14 protein-coding genes and 3 tRNA genes are annotated in these 19,987 nt (G+C 34.8%); 15 read left to right on the forward strand and 2 right to left on the reverse strand.

Going from position 1 to position 19,987, the window contains the following annotated elements; translation table 11 throughout:
• Position 1 precedes the first annotated feature (1 nt).
• From FM121_RS02655 to FM121_RS02715, 13 genes are all read left to right on the forward strand, one after another.
• Positions 2-74, forward strand: a tRNA-Thr gene (locus FM121_RS02655).
• 10 nt (positions 75-84) lie between these two features.
• Positions 85-156, forward strand: a tRNA-Gly gene (locus FM121_RS02660).
• A gap of 14 nt (positions 157-170) precedes the next feature.
• Positions 171-256 (forward strand) — tRNA-Leu (locus tag FM121_RS02665).
• Between the two features lie 155 nt (positions 257-411).
• Positions 412-879: a CtsR family transcriptional regulator gene (locus FM121_RS02670; protein WP_086950607.1), complete on the forward strand. Its 468-nt coding sequence runs from the start codon at positions 412-414 to the stop codon at positions 877-879.
• Positions 880-884: 5 nt separating this feature from the next.
• Positions 885-3,359: an ATP-dependent Clp protease ATP-binding subunit gene (locus FM121_RS02675; RefSeq protein WP_086950608.1), complete on the forward strand. Its 2,475-nt coding sequence runs from the start codon at positions 885-887 to the stop codon at positions 3,357-3,359.
• A gap of 114 nt (positions 3,360-3,473) precedes the next feature.
• Positions 3,474-4,394 (forward strand): peptidase U32 family protein, encoded by a 921-nt coding sequence (locus FM121_RS02680; RefSeq protein ID WP_086950609.1) that lies wholly within the window; start codon positions 3,474-3,476, stop codon positions 4,392-4,394.
• A 17-nt stretch (positions 4,395-4,411) separates the two neighbouring features.
• The gene (locus FM121_RS02685) at positions 4,412-5,647 is read left to right on the forward strand and encodes a peptidase U32 family protein (protein WP_086950610.1); all 1,236 of its coding nucleotides are present in this window, start codon (positions 4,412-4,414) and stop codon (positions 5,645-5,647) included.
• 11 nt (positions 5,648-5,658) lie between these two features.
• On the forward strand, positions 5,659-7,005 hold the full coding sequence (gene gor, locus FM121_RS02690) for a glutathione-disulfide reductase (protein WP_086950866.1): 1,347 nt from the start codon (positions 5,659-5,661) through the stop codon (positions 7,003-7,005).
• Between the two features lie 125 nt (positions 7,006-7,130).
• Positions 7,131-8,540, forward strand: a complete 1,410-nt coding sequence (locus FM121_RS02695) for a cytochrome ubiquinol oxidase subunit I (protein WP_086950867.1) — start codon at positions 7,131-7,133, stop codon at positions 8,538-8,540.
• Position 8,541: 1 nt separating this feature from the next.
• Positions 8,542-9,558: a cytochrome d ubiquinol oxidase subunit II gene (cydB, locus tag FM121_RS02700; RefSeq protein WP_086950611.1), complete on the forward strand. Its 1,017-nt coding sequence runs from the start codon at positions 8,542-8,544 to the stop codon at positions 9,556-9,558.
• A gap of 21 nt (positions 9,559-9,579) precedes the next feature.
• Positions 9,580-11,304: a thiol reductant ABC exporter subunit CydD gene (gene cydD / locus FM121_RS02705; protein ID WP_086950612.1), complete on the forward strand. Its 1,725-nt coding sequence runs from the start codon at positions 9,580-9,582 to the stop codon at positions 11,302-11,304.
• A 1-nt stretch (position 11,305) separates the two neighbouring features.
• On the forward strand, positions 11,306-13,060 hold the full coding sequence (gene cydC, locus FM121_RS02710) for a thiol reductant ABC exporter subunit CydC (protein ID WP_086950613.1): 1,755 nt from the start codon (positions 11,306-11,308) through the stop codon (positions 13,058-13,060).
• 251 nt (positions 13,061-13,311) lie between these two features.
• The gene (locus tag FM121_RS02715; RefSeq protein WP_086950614.1) at positions 13,312-15,741 is read left to right on the forward strand and encodes a hypothetical protein; all 2,430 of its coding nucleotides are present in this window, start codon (positions 13,312-13,314) and stop codon (positions 15,739-15,741) included.
• 110 nt (positions 15,742-15,851) lie between these two features.
• Here FM121_RS02715 and FM121_RS02720 read toward each other — a convergent pair whose 3' ends face one another.
• Both FM121_RS02720 and trhO read right to left on the reverse strand, forming a co-directional pair.
• A complete protein-coding gene (locus FM121_RS02720) occupies positions 15,852-17,024 on the reverse strand; it encodes a cation:proton antiporter (protein ID WP_256958399.1) in 1,173 nt (390 codons plus the stop codon).
• 153 nt (positions 17,025-17,177) lie between these two features.
• On the reverse strand, positions 17,178-18,143 hold the full coding sequence (gene trhO / locus FM121_RS02725; protein ID WP_086950615.1) for an oxygen-dependent tRNA uridine(34) hydroxylase TrhO: 966 nt from the start codon (positions 18,141-18,143) through the stop codon (positions 17,178-17,180).
• Between the two features lie 182 nt (positions 18,144-18,325).
• Between trhO and FM121_RS02730 the strand changes: the two genes are divergently transcribed.
• Positions 18,326-18,754, forward strand: coding sequence for a NusG domain II-containing protein (locus tag FM121_RS02730; RefSeq protein ID WP_086950616.1), 429 nt, complete (start codon positions 18,326-18,328; stop codon positions 18,752-18,754).
• A gap of 11 nt (positions 18,755-18,765) precedes the next feature.
• Complete coding sequence (locus FM121_RS02735; protein ID WP_086950617.1) at positions 18,766-19,950, forward strand: GNAT family N-acetyltransferase; 1,185 nt, start codon at positions 18,766-18,768, stop codon at positions 19,948-19,950.
• Positions 19,951-19,987: the final 37 nt, after the last annotated feature.

Below are 19,987 nucleotides of genomic sequence, written 5' to 3' on the forward strand. Positions count from 1 at the left end.
AGCCGGCTTAGCTCAGTTGGTAGAGCATCTGATTTGTAATCAGAGGGTCGAGGGTTCAACTCCTTTAGCCGGCACTTTAAATAAGCGGAAGTAGTTCAGTGGTAGAACATCACCTTGCCAAGGTGGGGGTCGCGAGTTCGAACCTCGTCTTCCGCTTTTATGAGTTCTTAGCCGGGGTGGCGGAACTGGCAGACGCACAGGACTTAAAATCCTGCGGTGAGTGATCACCGTACCGGTTCGATTCCGGTCCTCGGCATTAGTAATAAAAATCGGATAATAGCTAAATATACTAAAGTCAGAAATGGCTTTTTTTTAATACTTATTTTTAAAGCCTTTTAATGTATTAATAGGTCTTTTTTTTGTATAATAAAGGTCAGAGATAGTCAATTGACAATGAAGGTGGTGTTTCAATTGGATAATCGGAATATGTCAGATATCATTGAATCCTATATAAAAGAAATATTAGAAATTGATAAAATGATTGAAATTCGACGTTCTGAGATGGCTGATTTATTTGAATGTGTTCCGTCACAGATAAATTATGTGATAAAAACCCGCTTTACTGTGCCACAAGGGTATCAAGTAGAAAGCAAACGTGGTGGTGGTGGCTATATTAGAATTGTAAAAGTAGATTTATTACAACACGGCAATTATTTACTTCGAGTTGCTGAATCTGTTGGTTCTAGTTTGACAGAGAGTGAAGCATTTGCTATCTTAAAACAATTACAGGACAATGAAGTGATTGATGTAAGAGAGAATAATATTATCAGTGCATTGCTATGTAATAAACCGTTACTCAGTGTGAGTGACAATAGTAAATTAAGAGCACATATGATGATTGAGTTATTAGAACGTTTAACATATGACGAGAAGGAGTGACCAGTATGAGTGAATTATTTACAGAGAAAGCAAAAAAAGCTTTAGAAAATGCTCAGCTACAGGCTAAGTATTTTAAGCAGGACTCTGTTGCAACGGAGCATCTATTATTAGGCTTAATTAAAGAGCCTAAAGGGATTGCTGGTAAAGTTTTAAGAAGTTTTGATCTAAATGAGGAACAAATTTTTGAAGAAATTGAGCAAATTACGCAATATGGTCAGAAAGTGACAAAATATACTGGCTTACTACCTTATTCTCCCAGAGCAAAGCAAATTTTGTCTTATGCCAGTGCTGAAGCTAAACGCATCGGTGCACCGAATGTGGGAACAGAGCATATTTTATTGGCTTTAATCAAGGATGAAGAAGTATTAGGTGCTCGAGTATTAACTAATTTAGAGATAGACTTGGGAAAAGTGCGACAGTTAGTTTATAAAAAAATTGGTTTAATTGAGCCTTCTAATAAGCAGAATCAAAGAAAGCAGCAAAATACACCTCGTAATCAGGTAGAGGAAGGGACGCCTACATTAGATTCTTTGGCCCGAGATTTGACACAATCTGCTCGTGACAATCGTTTAGATCCATTAGTAGGTCGTGATAAAGAAGTTCAACGTTTAATTCAAATATTAAGTCGTCGGACTAAAAATAACCCTGTTTTAGTAGGTGAGCCTGGTGTGGGTAAAACGGCAATTGCTGAGGGCCTAGCACAACGAATTATTCAAGGTCGTGTTCCTAAAGAAATGTTATCCAAACGATTAATGATGTTGGACATGGGTGCAGTGGTTGCGGGAACTAAGTATCGTGGTGAGTTTGAAGATCGAATGAAAAAAGTAGTGGATGAAATTTATCGTGATGGCGAAGTTATTCTTTTTATTGATGAATTGCATACGTTAATAGGTGCAGGTGGTGCTGAGGGAGCCATTGATGCTTCTAATATCTTAAAACCAGCCCTTGCTCGTGGAGAACTTCAAACCATTGGTGCAACTACTCTAGATGAGTACCAGAAATATATCGAAAAAGATTCGGCATTAGAACGACGTTTTGCTAAAATTAAAGTAGATGAGCCGACAGCAAAAGAAGCTGAAGAGATTCTTTTAGGTCTTAGAAAACGTTATGAAGATCATCATAAAGTGAAAATTACAGACGAAGCTGTTTTTGCTGCAGTTAATTTATCTGTTCGCTACATTAGTGATCGTCAGTTACCTGATAAAGCAATTGACTTAATTGATGAATCAGCAGCTAGGGCTAGATTGGAAGTTGCTGATAAGCGTTCTCCGATTGCTCTTCAGCGTGAAAAGGTAGAACTGATTGTGAAAGAAAAAGAAGAAGCAATCTTAGCACAAAATTTTGAAGCAGCAGCAAGTAGTCGTAAGAAAGAAAAAGCGGCGTATAAAAAATTAGATAAATTAATTGAAGCTGAGAAGTCGAATGAAATCATTTATAAAACAGAAGTCACAGAGGAAGCTATTGTTTCTGTTGTAGCGCAATGGACAGGTATTCCTTTAGAACAACTTGAAAAGAAAGAAACAGAACGTTTACTTGAACTTGAAAAAGTTTTGCATGAACGTGTTGTTGGGCAAGAGGAAGCGGTGGAATCTGTTTCACGTGCTATCCGTCGAGCTAGAAGTGGGTTGAAAGATCCAAATCGTCCAATTGGTTCGTTTATGTTCTTAGGTCCAACTGGTGTAGGTAAAACAGAATTAGCTAAGACTCTTGCTTCTGTGATGTTTGGTTCAGAAGATGCCTTAATTCGTGTGGATATGTCTGAATTTATGGAAAAACATAGTACGAGTCGTTTGGTTGGTTCTCCTCCAGGTTATGTTGGGTATGATGAAGGGGGGCAGCTAACAGAACGAATTCGTCAAAAACCTTATTCAGTTGTATTGTTGGATGAAGTAGAAAAAGCCCATCCTGATGTCTTTAATATATTACTTCAAGTATTAGATGATGGTCATTTGACAGATTCTAAGGGACGCAAAGTTGATTTTAAAAACACTATTTTAATCATGACATCTAATATTGGTGCGACAGCTCTACGTGATGAGAAAACAGTTGGTTTTGGTTCAACTGGTGGTGATAAGGATTATGAAGCAATGAAATCTCGTATTTTAGAGGAACTTAAAAAGAGCTTCCGTCCTGAATTCTTAAATCGTGTGGATGAGTTATTGGTGTTCCATTCATTAACGCAAACAGAATTAAATAAAATTGTTAAAATTATGAGTCAATCAGTGGTAGAAAGATTGAAAGAGCAAAAAATTGAATTAAAATTAACACCTTCTGCAATTGAAGTTATTAGTAAGGCTGGCTTTGATCCGGAGTATGGTGCAAGACCAATTAGGCGAGCACTTCAAAAAGAAGTAGAAGATCGTTTGAGTGAATTATTACTTTCAGGTGATATTACAGCAGGTAGTAAAGTCGTGATGGGTGCTAAAAAAGGTAAGATTCAAGTGAAAATTACTAAAGAAAAAGAATTGCAAAAAGCATAACAAAGTCTGGCGCTAGTTTAATAACTAGCGCTTTTTTATTTGTGATAACATTGTCAAAGTTGGGTTGGTTGTGGTAGGATAATTCTGATTACTCACAATTAAGGAGATTAGAAAATGATAGAAATTACAGCAACCGTTGAATCTCTTCAACAAGCTGAAAAATTAGTTGATTTGAATATTGATTATTTGTACTTTGGTGATGCAACTTTCGGTTTAAGATTACCCACACATTTTAGTGTAGAAGAGATGAGGCAGTTAGTTAGCCTAGCTCACGCAAAGGGCAAAAAAGTTCGTGTGGCAGTAAATGCCATTATGCATCCAGATAAAATGTTGTTGATACCTGATTATTTACAATTTTTAGAAGATTTATCAGTGGATGAGATTGTGGTAGGTGATCCAGGTGTTATCCATGTAATCAGAAGAGATGGCTATAAAATTTCGTATATTTATGACGCGGCAACAATGGTAACCAGTTCTCGTCAGATTAATTTCTGGGGTAAACGTGGAGCGGTTGGTGCGGTTTTAGCTCGTGAAATACCGTACTTAGAATTAGTTGATTTATCGAATAATTTAGATGTTTTTGGTGAAATGCTTGTGTATGGTGCTACATGCATTCATCAATCTAAACGACCATTAGTTCAAAATTATTTTAATTTTACTCAACAAGAAAAAAAGGTAGATAAAACTAGTCAATTATTTATTTCAGAACCTAAGGCAGAAGAGACTCATTATTCTGTTTATGAAGATGAGCATGGTACACATATTTTTGCAACCAATGATGTGAACTTAATGACTGAGGTCGAGGAGTTAGAAAAGATAGGATTAACACATTGGAAGTTAGATGGTATCTATACTCCGGGTGATGTATATGTGGATATCGTGTCCTATTTTGTTGAGGCAAAAGAATTAATTTTAGCTGATAAATGGAATAAGGCTGAGGCTAAAAGACTGACCGAATTAGTAATAGCAGCTCATCCAAAAGAACGAACGCTTGATACAGGATTTTATTATTTTAACCCAGATGACATTAAATAAGGAGCAAATAAATAATTATGACAAAAATATTAAAACGACCCGAGGTTTTAGCGCCGGCGGGAACATTAGAAAAATTAAAAGTGGCCATTAGATATGGTGCGGATGCTGTCTATATTGGTGGTAATGCCTATGGATTAAGAAGTCGAGCGGGAAATTTCACTTATGAAGACATGGCTGAGGGTGTAGCTTTTGCTAAAGAACATAATGCAAAAATTTATGTAGCTGCCAATATGGTAACCCATGAGTTTGATGCGAAAGGAGCGGGGGAATTCTTTAGAGAGTTACGTGATATAGGTATTAATGCTGTAATTGTGTCCGATCCAGCTTTAATTGAGATTTGCATTACTGAAGCTCCTGGATTACCTGTTCATTTATCGACACAATCTTCGGCAACTAATTTTGAAACTTTAGAGTTTTGGAAAAATGAAGGGCTAGAGCGTGTAGTATTAGGTCGTGAAGTATCAATGGCAGAAGTTAAAACAATTCGTGAAAATACAGATATTCAAATAGAAGCTTTTATTCATGGCGCGATGTGTATTTCTTATTCTGGCCGCTGTACGTTATCCAATCACATGTCACATCGTGATGCGAATCGTGGGGGATGTTCACAATCTTGCCGTTGGAAATATGATTTATTTGAGATGAGTTTAGACAAAGAGCGTCAGTCGTTGATTGATGCTGGTGAAGTGGAAGAGCCTTTTTCAATGAGTGCAGTGGATATGTCCATGATCGAACATATTCCTGATTTGGTTCAAAATGGTGTGGATAGTTTAAAAATTGAGGGGCGTATGAAATCGATTCATTATGTATCAACTGTGTCTAATGTTTACAAAAAGGCCGTGGATAGTTATATGGAAGATCCAGAAAATTATGTCTGTAAACAAGAATGGGTCGATGAATTGTGGAAAGTTGCTCAACGTGAGCTTGCGACTGGTTTTTACTACGGTGTCCCTAGTGAGGAGGAGCAGTTATTCGGGAAGCGTCGTAAGATTCCTGTCTTTAAATTTATCGGTGAGGTCTTATCCTATGACGAAGCGACAAAAATTGCTACAATTAGACAACGGAATCATTTTAGAATCAATGATGATATTGAATTTTATGGTCCTGGGTTTACACATTCTCATCAAGTAATTAAAGAGATGTGGAATGAATTGGATGAGCCGATTGAAAAGGCACCAAATGCAATGATGATTGTGAAAATGCCAGTGGAAAGTCCAGTCAAACCAGGAGACATGATCCGAAAACGAAAATAAGGATGGTAGAGATGAAATCATTTGATTATATTGTGATTGGTGGCGGTAGTGGTGGCATTGCTTCTGCTAATCGTGCTGGAATGCGTGGGGCGAAAGTCTTATTAATTGAAGGAGCAGACATCGGCGGAACCTGTGTTAATGTTGGATGTGTTCCTAAAAAAGTGATGTGGTCAGCTTCTGAAATGCGCTCGATGATGTTAAAACAAGCCAAAGAATATGGCTTTGATGTAACGCTCGAGGATGTTGATTTTTCTAGGTTAGTGGCGAATCGTCAAACTTACATTGAGCGCCTCCATGGTTTATATATGAAAGGTTTAGCAAGTAATGGCGTAACGGTTCTTCATGGCTTTGCTAAGTTTACAGCTGAAAAAGCAGTGGAAGTCAACGGTGATAGTTATACGGCGGAGCATATTTTGATTGCTACAGGTGGTAAAATTATTAGACCTAATATTCCAGGCTCTGAGTATGGGATTGATTCCAATGGTTTCTTTGAGTTAACTAAGTTACCAAAATCAGTGGCAGTTGTTGGCGCTGGGTATATTGCTGTAGAAATTGCAGGTGTGTTAAATGGCTTAGGTTCAGAAACTCATCTTGCATTTAGAAAAGAAACTTTCTTAAGAGAATTTGACGAATTAGTGATTTCAGGACTGACAACAAGTTATCAAGAGCAAGGTATTCATTTGCATGCTCATTCGGTACCCAAAAAAGTAGAAAAAACAGCGAGAGGTTATGAATTATTTTTTGAAAATGGTCAATCACTTGCGGTAGAAGAACTTATTTGGGCGATTGGGCGTAAACCAAACTTGGATCAGCTTGGCTTAGAAAATACATCAGTTGAACTAACCGAAGGAAACGCAATTAAAGTAGATCAATATCAAAACACAACGCAAGCAGGTATTTATGCGGTGGGGGATGTGATTGATAAAGTAAACTTAACACCCGTAGCCATTGCAGCAGGTAGAAGATTATCTGAACGACTGTTTAATAATCAAGCGCAAGCCTTTTTGGATTATGAAACAATCCCAACTGTGGTGTTTTCTCATCCGACGATTGGAACAATTGGCCTAACAGAAAAGGAAGCTCGAGAAAAATATCAAAATGAAAAAATTACAGTTTATACATCGACATTTACCCCAATGCAATATGCTATTACAGAATTAAAAGAAAAATGTCATATGAAGTTAGTGTGTCTTGGAAATGATGAAAAAATTATTGGATTGCACGGATTAGGTCTTGGTGTTGATGAAATGCTACAAGGATTCGCTGTAGCAATCAAGATGGGGGCCACGAAAGCCGACTTTGACAACACTGTGGCCATTCACCCAACCGGTGCAGAAGAATTCGTCACAATGAGATAAAAGACGTAACTCTAGAATAGAAGAATTATTATTTAATAGACGTTCAAAGTTTACTTTGAAAGTCTATTTTATATGGGGTATAATATTATGTGATTAATTATAAATAAAGGAGGACAATAAACATGATGGATTTAGTTACATTAGCAAGGTTCCAATTTGGGATGACAACCGTCTTTCATTTTTTCTTTGTACCACTATCGATTGGCTTAGCCTTTTCAGTTGCAATTTTAGAAACATTATACGTTGTGAAAAAAGATGAAATGTACAAAGACATGGCGAAATTTTGGGGAAATATTTTCTTACTAAGTTTTGCAGTGGGAGTTGTTACTGGTATCATTCAAGAATTCCAATTTGGGATGAACTGGTCTGAATATTCTCGTTTTATGGGAGATATTTTTGGAGCACCACTTGCAGTAGAAGCATTACTTGCATTTTTCATGGAATCAACATTTATTGGATTATGGATCTTTGGATGGGATAAATTCAATAAAAAATTACACGCAACATTTATTTGGTTAGTTTCTATAGGAACCATATTATCAGCTTTATGGATTTTAGCAGCGAACTCATTTATGCAAAATCCTGTGGCATATCAAATTAATGAAGCTACAAACAGAGCAGAATTAACAAGTTTCTTTGGTTTATTAAAAAATCACCAACTATGGTTAGAATTCCCTCACGTAGTTTTCGGGGCATTTGTAACAGGTGGTTTTGTTATCGCTGGTTGTTCAGCTTGGAAATTAATGAAGAAACAAGATACAAAATTTTTCAAAAAATCAATGCAATTCGGTTTAATCATTGGTTTAATTGGTTCAGTATTAACGATGGGTGCAGGACATGCACAAATGAACGCTGTAGCTAATGATCACCCAATGAAATTTGCAGCAATGGAAGGTATTTATGATGATACAACTGGGGACTCAGCGCCTTGGAATATCATTGCTGGAATCGATACTAAAAATCAAAAAACTGACTGGGAAATTGCAGTACCGGCTATGTTAACAATTTTAGGTGGAAAAGATAAATTCCAAGGGATGGATTCAGTGAATGCAGACCTACATAAACAACATGATGAAAAATTCGGTAAAGAGATGGATTACTATTTACCAGTTAAAACATTGTTCTGGGGCTTCCGTTTCATGGCAGGATTTGGAACATTGATGGCTTTAATGGCTATAGTAGGTCTGTTACTACTAAGAAAAGATAAGTTACAAAAAATGAACTGGTTACTTGGCTTGTTTGTGGCAGGCATTGCTTTCCCATTCATTTCGAATTCAACTGGTTGGATTATTACTGAGATGGGACGTGCCCCTTGGACTGTGTATGGTTTATTCACAATTGCTGATAGTGTATCACCAAGCGTGACACAAGGGTCATTAATATTTAGTAATATTGTGTACTTTGCTCTATTCTTATTCTTAGGATTTGTTATGGTTCTTTACTCAAAACGTTACTTGAAAAAAGGTCCTTATTATGTAAGTCCTTCAGAAGCGCGTAAAGAATCAATCGATCCGTTTTCAAAGGAGGCATTCTAATATGAGTAACTTACAATTATTGTGGTTCTTTTTAATTGGTGTTTTATTTACAGGATTCTTCTTCTTAGAAGGGTTTGACTTGGGTGTTGGAATGTCAGTTAAAACGTTAGCTAAAAACAAACGCGAACGTGATCAAATTATTCAAACCATTGGACCTGTTTGGGAATCTAACTTGGTTTGGTTAATTACAGCGGGAGGAGCAATGTTTGCTTCATTCCCTGAATGGTATGCGTCTTTATTTAGTGGCTTTTACATTTTCTTATTACTTGTTTTAGTTGGGTTGATTATCCGCGGGGTATCATTCAAATTTAGATCAAGTTCTGAAAGTGCCAGAGAACGTAATATCTGGGAATGGACACTATGTATTGGTAGCTTTTTAACAACTTTCTTCTTAGGCATGATGTTTGTGGATTTAGTTCGCGGTATGCCACTTGATGAAACAAAAAATGTGATGAATGCAGGCTTTACTGACTATGTTAACTTATTCTCAATTGTTGGTGGAGTAGCAGTTACTTTAATTTCTTATCTACATGGCTTAAACTACTTACGTTTGAAAACAGAAGGTAAAGTCAGAGAACGTGCAAATGCTCAAGCTAAGAAATTATACCCAGTATTATTTGTAGGTTTAGTAGCTTTTGCAGTTCTTTCATTTATCGATACAGATTTCTTTAAAGAAAGAATGATCTCTTCATTAATTATCTTAGTCTTAATCGTGGTCTTTGCAGCAATGGCTGCTTACGGCACGTACAAAGATAAAGAAGGTTTCTCATTTATTTCAACAGGCTTGGTATTTGTTGGCGTTGTAGTTTTCTTATTCAACGGATTATTCCCACGAGTAATGGTGGCAACAGATTCAAAATTCCATTTACTAATTGAAAATGCATCAAGTACACCTTACACATTAAAAGTAATGACAATCGTTACAGCTTGTTTATTACCAATTGTTTTAATTTATGTATTATGGATGTACAAACAATTTACTAAACGTGTGTCAGTGGACGTATTAGATAATTATTAATATTAAGGAGACGTGCCGGATTTGATTGATAAGAATTTATTTCGTATTGATAAAATGAGGTCTGTCTTAATAGGGCTTGCAGGACTTGGCGTTCTGCAAGCTTTATTAATTATCGGGCAAGCCTATTTTTTATCATCAGCGATTAGCGAGCTTTGGAATGGGAAGAGTGTTTCTTCTCAAATAAAAGCAATGGTAATCTTTTTTATTTGTTTCTTATTGAGACAAGTTCTCAACTTCTTTAGGGATCGTTATTTAGATACGTATGCCTATGAACAAGCTAAAATTGTGAGACAGAAGTTACTAGATAAAGTGTTTCGCTTAGGGCCTAATTTTGTCCAAAAAGAAGGAACAGGAAATATGGTAACCATGGCAATAGAAGGTGTAAGTCAAATTGAGAATTATTTAACGCTTATTTTGCCTAAAATTACTAATATGATGGTTATTCCTTGGGTTATTTTAATTTTTGTTTTTACGCAAGATATTCGTTCAGGCGTTATCTTGTTATTAGTTTTTCCAATTATTATTCTATTTATGATTATTTTAGGATATGCCGCAAGAGCCAAAGCTGATCGTCAGTATGAAGGCTACCAATTACTTAGTAACCACTTCTTAGATTCATTAAGAGGTCTTGAAACACTTAATTTTTTAGGATTAAGTAAAAAATATGAAAAAAATGTTTATGGCATTAGTGAAGACTACCGAAAAGCAACCATGAGCACCTTAAAAATTGCGATTTTATCAACGTTTGCTTTAGATTTTTTTACCACATTATCAGTAGCAATTGTTGCAGTTTTTTTAGGGTTTAAATTAATGAATGGTGAAATGTTGTTATTTCCAGCCTTAACAGCACTTGTTTTAGCGCCTGATTTCTTTTTACCTTTACGTGATTTTTCAAGTGACTATCATGCGACTCTTGATGGTGGAAATACATTGAAGTCAATCTTTACAATATTAGATAAAAAAGAATTTGAAGAAGTAGAGGAAATTCCCCTATCTGCTTGGGAAGAAACGGATGAATTAACTTTAACTAATTTGTCTCTGAAGTATGATGAAACGTCAGAAAGTAACACCTTAGAAGAGATTAATTTTTCTTGGAAAGGAACAGGAAAAATAGGAATTGTTGGTCTATCAGGTTCGGGTAAATCAACTTTGATTAAAATGTTAGGTGGCTTTTTAGAAGCGAAAGAACCTAGTATAAAAATTAATGGTCAAAAAACCAATCATTTAAGAATGAAAAGTTGGCAAGACCAACTATTATATGTGCCGCAAGATCCTTATATCTTCCATGCAACGTTAAGAGAAAATATTAGTTTTTATCAACCCGAAGCCAGTGAACGAGATATTTTACTCGCAATTGATCGTGCAGGGCTTTTAGAGGTTGTTCAAGAGTTACCAGAGGGATTAGAGACGGTTATTGGAGATGCCGCTCATATGTTAAGTGGGGGGCAACTACAACGTGTTGCTTTAGCTCGTGCTTTTCTGGACAGTAATCGACAGATTTTATTGTTTGATGAGCCAACAGCGCATTTAGATGTGGAGACAGAATCAGAACTTAAAGCAACAATGTTACCCTTATTTGATAAACGGTTAGTCTTTTTTGCGACGCATCGTCTGCACTGGATGAAAGAGATGGATTACATCATTGTTATGAAAGATGGCAAGATAATCGAACAAGGAACATATGAAGAATTACGTCAAAAAAATGGTGCTTACAGTGAATTTGTTGAGCAATTGAAAGGGGAGTAATATGAAAAATAATTATTTATTACTTTCGAAAGAAGATCATTGGGTACGCCCGTTTTTTAAAAAATATAAATGGTTATTAACTTTAGTTATATTTTTAGGATTTTTAACTTTTTTTGCCGCATCTGCGTTAATGTTTACATCAGGGTACTTGATTAGTCGCTCAGCAGCTAAGCCAGAAAATATTTTAATGGTATATGTTCCGATTGTACTAACCCGTGCCTTTGGTATTGCAAGACCGACACTCAGATATGTGGAACGTTTAGGAAGTCATAATTGGGTTTTGAAAATGACTTCAGACATCAGATTGAAACTCTATCAATCCATGGAAACAAGAGCTGCAAAATCGAAATCTGAATATCAAACAGGAAATATCTTAGGTTTATTAGCAGAAGATATAGAACATATTCAAAATTTGTATTTAAGAACAATATTTCCTGCTATTGTGGCTTTAATTTTATATGTAGCAATTGTAATTGCTTTAGGCGTTTTTTCAATTCCATTAGCCTTATTGATGTTACTTTTAATCGGTGTTATCTTAATTATTTTACCATTAACTTCAGTTTTAGTGAATAATGCTCGTGTGTATCGTCAAAAGGCCAAAAAACATGTCTTGTATAACCAATTAACAGATGCTGTCTTAGGTGTAGGTGATTGGCAATATAGTGGTCGTTATCAAGAGTTTTTAACTGGCTATAATGAAGCTGAAGCCGATGTTCGTAAGGAAGACAAGGTCATGAAGCAATATTCAAGACGTGAGAGTCTACTAAAGCAAGTTGTTTTTGGTTTAATTGTGATTGTCCTTTTTGTTTGGGCAGGTAATTATTTTGGTGAAACAGGTGAAATTAAGTACCTTAACTGGATTGCAGCTTTTGTTTTAGCCTTCTTTCCGTTAATAGATGCTTTCGCTCCTGTGAGTGATTCATTAAAGGAGCTACCTCTTTATGAAGATACTGTGAGACGGTTATCCGAACTACCAAGTATTGAAAGTGTTGAAGAGACAACTTCAAAAGTAGTTATTTCAGTCAATGAAATGACTATTCAATTTAAAGACGTTGATTTTAAATATAGTGAACAGCAAAAATATCTGTTAAAAGGATTTGAACTGACAATCAAGCAGGGCCAAGTGACTGCAGTTTTAGGAAAAAGTGGTGTTGGTAAAACAACTCTCTCTAAACTTTTAAGAGGAGATTTAATTCCAGAAAAAGGTCAAATTTTGATTAATAATTATGTGACATCTGAATTAAAGGAACAACAATCTGAGATTTTTGGTGTACTTAATCAGAATCCTCATATTTTTAATACAACTATTAGAAATAATATTCGCTTAGGAAATTTAAAGGCAACAGAAGAAGAAATTGAGCTAGCTGCTAAACAAGCTGGTTTAAAACCGGTTTATGACAAATTACCATTAGGATTGGATACACTGGTAGAAGAAAGTGGCAAACGATTCTCAGGTGGCGAACAACAAAGAATTGCTTTGGCTAGAATTTTATTACAAGATGCGCCTATTATTGTTATTGATGAACCGACGATTGGACTAGACCCAATAACAGAAAAGCAATTACTAGAAACAGTTTTCAGTGTTTTAAAAGGCAAGACCGTATTATGGATTACCCATCATTTAGTAGGAACTCATTATGCAGATCAGATTGTTTTTTTAGAAGAGGGTAAGATTAGCATGTTGGGTACACAAAAAGAACTATTGGCTAATAATGATAAATTTAAAAAGCTTTACCAGTTAGATTTATATGAGTAATAATTTATTAAGTGAAAAGTTGTTCATATGGAAAAAATCATGTGGATAGCTTTTTTAGTAAAAAAATTAATTCAAAAAAGATAGGAACCAAAAATTGAATTAATTTTATCTTCTCTGACCGAGTATTTTAATCATTTGTGTTTAAAACATCTTTACACAGCTTGTTTAAAAGGGTAATATTAATATGATCAGTATAGAAAAAAATGAAACTATACAAGAGAGAGTTGACCAGTGAAAGGGGGACAGTATCTATGTTTTCAAACGAACTAAACATAGATGTTCAAATATATCAAGAAGAGGTTAAAAAGCCATCAAATTCAAGTCAGGTCCTAGTACCAGTACAAAATAAAAGCGAAGTAACAAATCAGTTATTGTTAAAATGGTCTGATAGAGACAGTAAGCTAACTCAAAAGAATATTGATGATGCAATGCAAGTTGTTTTTAGGGAATGGGAAACTATTTTTCCTCTTTATAAGATAGAAAGAGCATTTGTCGATCAATCATCAAGAGGATCAATTGAAATCTATGTAACATTTGATTCTAAAAATATTTTTTCGAATACACAAATTAGAAATATAAAAAAAACAATTACCGACTTATTAATAAAAGAGCTAGAAAAAGCAGTCGTTCAAAATGAAACGATTCGTCCAGAACAGGTTGAAACGTCCCGTTTTAATCAGCCTGCTATAGCAACACAAAAAAAACCTGCTGAATCTGATCGGGTGCAACGTAGGGCAGAACTTGATTTAAGAGAACGATTTAACAGCGTAAAGAAAGAAAATAACGAATTACAAATGGCTTTACAACAAAGTAAGGCAGATGAGTTAACTCAAAAGGAAAATATCGGTGAATTAAAATTACAAATCGAACGTCAACAACGTGTTTTAAATGAAATGAATGAAGGTAAAAATTCACACACTGCTGAAGAAAAAGAACGTTCACGTAAATTACAAGAACAACTAGATGATGTGAATTATCGCTTACGCCAAAGCAGCCAGGATTTACTTGAAAGACAACGTGAAATTCAACAACTACAATTAGTAGTGAGTGAAAATGAGAACTACATTAATGGTCTACAAGCAGATTACGATCAATTAAGATCAGCTAATAATACTCAAATTGAACAGTTGTTACAAGAAAATGATATGTTAAAAACAGATTTAATTGATTATCGTAACAGTGAATTAGAGGATAAACAAAAAGTTCAAATTATAAAAAATGAATTACACCAATTAACTTTGGAAAAAGAGAATATCCAAGAAGATTTGAAGCAAAAATTACAACGTATGGAATATGAAAACGATGAATTACGAACTGTTTTTAAAGAAAATCAAGTATTCGAAGATAAAACGCAACAAGATTTAATCGAAACGACGCGTGAACTAAATAAATTCCGTGACGATGTAAAGCGTTTAGAAACAGAAAATGCGTTATTAACACGTGAGTGGGAAACGCGTTACCAAACCTTGTCTACTGAAAAAGAAGAGTTAGCAATTGCTTATAATACAAGTCGTCAGATGGAAGTTGAGCGACAAAATGAATTAATTCAATTAAAAAATAGTTATGTTGGTTTAGAACAAACTCTACAACAATCAGGACTTGAACAGCAACGTGTGATTAACCAATGGGAAGAACGTGTAGCAAAGGAAGAACGTGAAACAGCACGTATTTTGCAACAATCAACTTTAGATAAAGAACAGTTTGCAAGAAATAAAGAACAAGAAATTAAACGCCTTTCAGACCGTTTAGCACAGCAACAAGGTCTTGTAGACAAATTAATGTTATCACAAAAAGAGACACAAGAAAATTGGCAAGAAAATTATCAATTATTGGAAACGAATTATAAAACAGCAAGAGATAGATCAACCCAATTAGAACAAGAAATTTCACGCTTATTGCAGGATAATCAATTATTGGAAACAAAATTAGCTGGTTTAGAACAAAGAGAAGTTAATGTAGTGAGCCCAGTTATACCTGTAGCACCTATAGTTGCACCTGTTGCGGCTCCAAGTATGGAAGCTATTCTTGCTCAAAATGATGTAACAACAAACTCTCTTCAATCTGAAATTGACAGTGAAGTAGCTAGTTTAGAAGAACCTAAGCTAAAAACTAAGAAAGAGCAAGAAATCAAATATGAAGAAGAAGTCGAATCAGAAGTAGCAGACTCAGACTATGATTATGACTACGATTACGATGACTATGATGAATACGGTTATGATGATGAATACGGTTATGACTATGATGATTACGACGATGAAGACGTTAATGAAATCGATGATTTATTAGGGTATGATGCAGAATCTATAAAAGAAGATGTTGAAGATCTATTAGATAACACAGATGATGAAGATATTGAAAAGATTTCTAAAAAAGATTTTGCAGTCTTTGAGGAACGTGTAGATGGATTGAAACGTTTATTTGAAAAAACAGATGATGTTGATTTTAAAAATTTCGTCGCACCTAAAATGAAGAAATACAATAAATTGAAAAATAAATTAGAAGAAGACGTGAAGGCTCCTAAATTATTCTCACCTAAATATAAAATTGAATCTGGCTTATTTAACGAAATTAAAGCTTACGCTTTGATGAGCCGTCATTTACAATTATTAGCAGGCGAAGATGAAGAAGATGATTACGACTACGATTATGATGGTTACGATTATGAGTATGATTACGAATAAAAAAATAATGACCTTGAACTATTAAAAAGTTTGAGGTCATTTTTATGTTTAAGTTCACTTTATATATATTTCATTTGTTTTTTAAGAAAAGAAAAAAGGAACGTTCTGCATTAAGCAGGCGTTCCTTTTTCAATAGCATATTTAATTAGAAGTGGTGAGAAGAGTGTTGTCAGAATAATCGCAACCACAATAGCTGAGTATAAACCTTCATTTATCAAGCCAAGTGTTTCTCCCATTTTAACGATAATCAGAGCCATTTCACCACGAGAAACCATACCCGCCCCAACAATTAAGGACTGATTTTTGTCTAAGTGAGTTAATCGGCTTCCAATGTAACCACCAATTAACTTAGTTAAAGTTGCTAAAATTGTAAAAACGATGATTAAAAGAGTGTACTCTTTAAATGCTGATAATTCAATATCTAGTCCTATTGATACAAAGAAAACTGGAATAAATAAAGAATAACTAATCACTGAAACATTATGCTCAATACGATGTTTGCTTTCATGTCTAGATAATAATAAACCAATAAAGAATGCACCAATCACATCACTCATACCAACTTTTTCTGAAAGAACAGCAAAAATAAAACATAAAACTAACCCAAATGCAGTTTCAACTTGGACGGCAACAATTTTTTTAACCAACGCAAGTAGTGGGTTTAAAATAAACTTAGCAAATAAGAAAAGACCTAAGAAGAAGATAATTTTACTTCCAAGTAAATCCCATAAAAAACCGACATTCATCGTAGAAGTACTACTGCTATCTCCGCCTAAAAAAGCGCTAAAAAGGCTAACAATCAAAACAACAGCAATATCATCAACAACTGCGGCACCTAAGGTTACAGAACCTTCAGCTGTATCTAGGCGATTATACTCTTTTAATACTTGAACAGAAATACTAACCGATGTAGCACTGAAAATAACGCCTAAGAATAAAGCCTCTTTCCAAGGGATATCAAAGAGATGTGCTGCTCCACTTAAGAAAATCATGGGTAGTAAAATACCGAACAAAGCAACCATGACAGATGGTTTAAGATATTTTTTGAGTTTGTCTAAATCACTTTCTAAACCAGCTAAAAACATAAGTAAAATAACACCAATCTCAGCAAATAGCGAAATGGCTTCTGTATGTAGCACTAACCCTAAAAGTGCAGGACCTAAGAGCACACCTGTGAGTAATTCCCCAATGACAGCTGGAATACCAATTTTTTGACATAAATGTCCAGCTAGTTTTGTTCCAATAATAATTAAAATTAATGAGACTAATAATTCCATTAACATAGTGTTTCCCCCTTTAAAAAATTTCCAAAAAAAGACGCATGCCAAGTAACCTCTTCCCGCCCTGAAAGAGATTTCCTTGAAGCATACGCCCAACCTTGAATTGTTCTATGTCTATTATTTTGACACAGTTTCATGATATTTTCAAATATTTTATTACTTAACAATAAAAATAAATTCTTCACCTAAAGCTTCGATTCGTGTTTTCCACTCGTCGTTTGTTAGATCATTCTCTTCTATGTAGCGATTTCGGTCATGAACACGACACTCATGGGAGCAGCCACGAACATATTTTGCTTCATTTTCTTCAGAACATAAAATCTGACGGTTACACTCTGGATTGCCACAGTTAACATAGCGTTCAGAAGGAGTTCCATCAAACCAATCACGTCCGACAATAATAGGATTAACATGATTAATTGGTACACTGATACGCTCATCAAAAACATACATCGCACCATCCCATAATTCGCCTTGTACTTCAGGGTCACGACCGTAAGTAGCAATCCCACCGTGAAGTTGTCCCACATCTTTGAACCCTTCGCGGACTAACCAGCCAGAGAATTTTTCACAACGAATCCCACCTGTACAGTAAGTTACAACACGTTTATCCATAAAAGTTTCTTTGTTATCACGAATCCATTGAGGCAACTCTCTAAATGAACGAATATCTGGACGAACGGCTCCCTTAAAGTGACCTAAGTCGTATTCATAATCATTACGTGCGTCAATCACGACGGTTTCTTCATCTAGAATAGCTTCTTTAAATTCACTTGGAGAAAGATAAGCACCCGTTAATTCTAAGGGGTTGATATCATCTTCTAAAGATAAAGAAACAAGTTCAGGACGAGCTCTAACGAACATTTTTTTAAACGATTGTTCTTCAGATGGGTCAATCTTAAAGAAAGTATCTTTAAAGCGCGCATCAGCATGCATGTGCTCCATGTATTTTTTTGTATCTTCAGTTAGCCCAGATAAAGTTCCATTGATACCTTCATTAGCAACTAAAATTCGACCTTTTAAGTTCAGTGATTTACAAAAGGCTAAATGTTCAGCTGCAAATTGTTCTGGATCTTCTATTGGAACGTATAAATAATATAATAAAACTTGATATTTTGACAAAGTCAATTCCTCCTCTAGTTTGTACTAAATTATTATAGTGTAGAGTAGTTCTAAATAGCAACTTTCGTGCTTTATTCACAAAGTTATTGTATAGTAATAAATAAATAGTTGACGAGATACGAAAATAAAGATATCTTACTTAGAGTAGGAAAGCATTTGATGATAGTGAGGTACAAAATAGTATGATTTGGAAAGAATTAAAAAAACAATGGCGTTTTATGGACGGTGTTGTTATTATTTGTTTAGTTGTTCTATCATTTTCTCCCTTGGTTATTTTTTCGATGAATCAAAAGAAAGCAACGACTAGTAAAGAGGGAACAATTGCAGTAATATCGATTGACGGGAAAGAAGTTGACCGTTTTGAGTTAAATGAGAATACCAAACATTATGAAAAAACATATCGTCCAGGTAAGGACAAATATAATATTGTGGAGATGGAAGGGACTCGGATTCGTGTTAGAGAAGACAATAGTCCTGACCAAATCGCCGTAAGAACGAGTTGGATTAGTCGGGTGGGACAAACAAGTATCTGTTTACCTCATAAGCTAGTGATCGAGATTATTTCACAAAATCCAAGTGAAGATGATGAAGAGATGATAATTACTTTTTAGGAGTGAAGAAAATGGTAAAAAAAGTCACAGATAAAAAAGATCTAGAACAGATTCATGCTTTAGCGAGCTATGCCTTTAATATTAGTCACACAGAGGAACAAAAAGAAAAGTACATCAAGAAAAATCAATTTGTAGATAATTATGTAGAAGAATTAAATGGTCAGGTCGCTAGTCAAGTTATTAGTTATCCTTTTAATGTGATGGTTAATAGTGTCACTATGGGAATGTCTGGTATTGGTGATGTCGCAAGTTATCCGGAAGCTCGTGGAACTGGTGGAATTCGTAATATTTTTGAAGCTATTTTTAAGGATTTACATAAAAAAGGAACAGAATTATCTTATTTAGCGCCCTTTTCTCAAGCTTTTTATCGCAAATTTGGTTATGAGACGATTTTTGATTTTGAGGAAATTAGAATCCCAGCAAGTATTATTCAACAGATTAAACCTGAAAAATTAGGTTGTGTAAAACGAACTGAGTGGTCAGATAAAGAAACACAAGCAACGTTAAAAAAATTATATAAAGAGACGTTAGGAAAAAATCATGGAACGGTTATTCGAGATGATTATTGGTGGGAATATACACTAACTGCTAAGAAAAATCGTCGAATTGCTATATGCTACGATGATAACAATGTGGCACAAGGTTACTTAGTTTATGAACTCATTGGGGCAACTGAATTTAGGATTCATGAGTTAAGCTATACTAATGCCTTTGCGATGAGGAAATTAATGACGTTTATTTCTTCTCACAGTGGTAGTTTTGCAGAATTTGTTTCAACGAATATTAGAGATAAGATGATTTTAGAGTTGTTCACTGAGATGAAGGGAATTACTCGTAAAACATATAGTAACATGATGGTTCGGATTGTAAATTTTAAAAACTTTATTGAAAAATATCCATTTAAAGAAAATGGTAAAAAAGAAACGGTTTATCTAAAAGTCAGTGATTCAACTTGTGAGTGGAATAATGAAATTTTTGAAGTAATTATCGAAAATGGAAAAGCTAGTTGTGAAGTAGTAACAACTGATGTGATAATTGATTATAGTGGTTCAATCCAGCGATGGGTACAAGTCTTTATGGGACATCATACATTGGAGCAAGCTATCTGGTTAGATTTAATCAAGCAGTCTTCAGAAGCTAATGTATTAGATGATTTGATTGATTATAGAACACCACAGTTATATGATTATTTTTAAAAAAGTAAAAAAATCAATTGGGTAATCCTTTTCAGGT

The sequence above is a fragment of the Vagococcus fluvialis bH819 genome, from assembly GCF_900163795.1.
Taxonomy (GTDB): domain Bacteria; phylum Bacillota; class Bacilli; order Lactobacillales; family Vagococcaceae; genus Vagococcus; species Vagococcus fluvialis_A.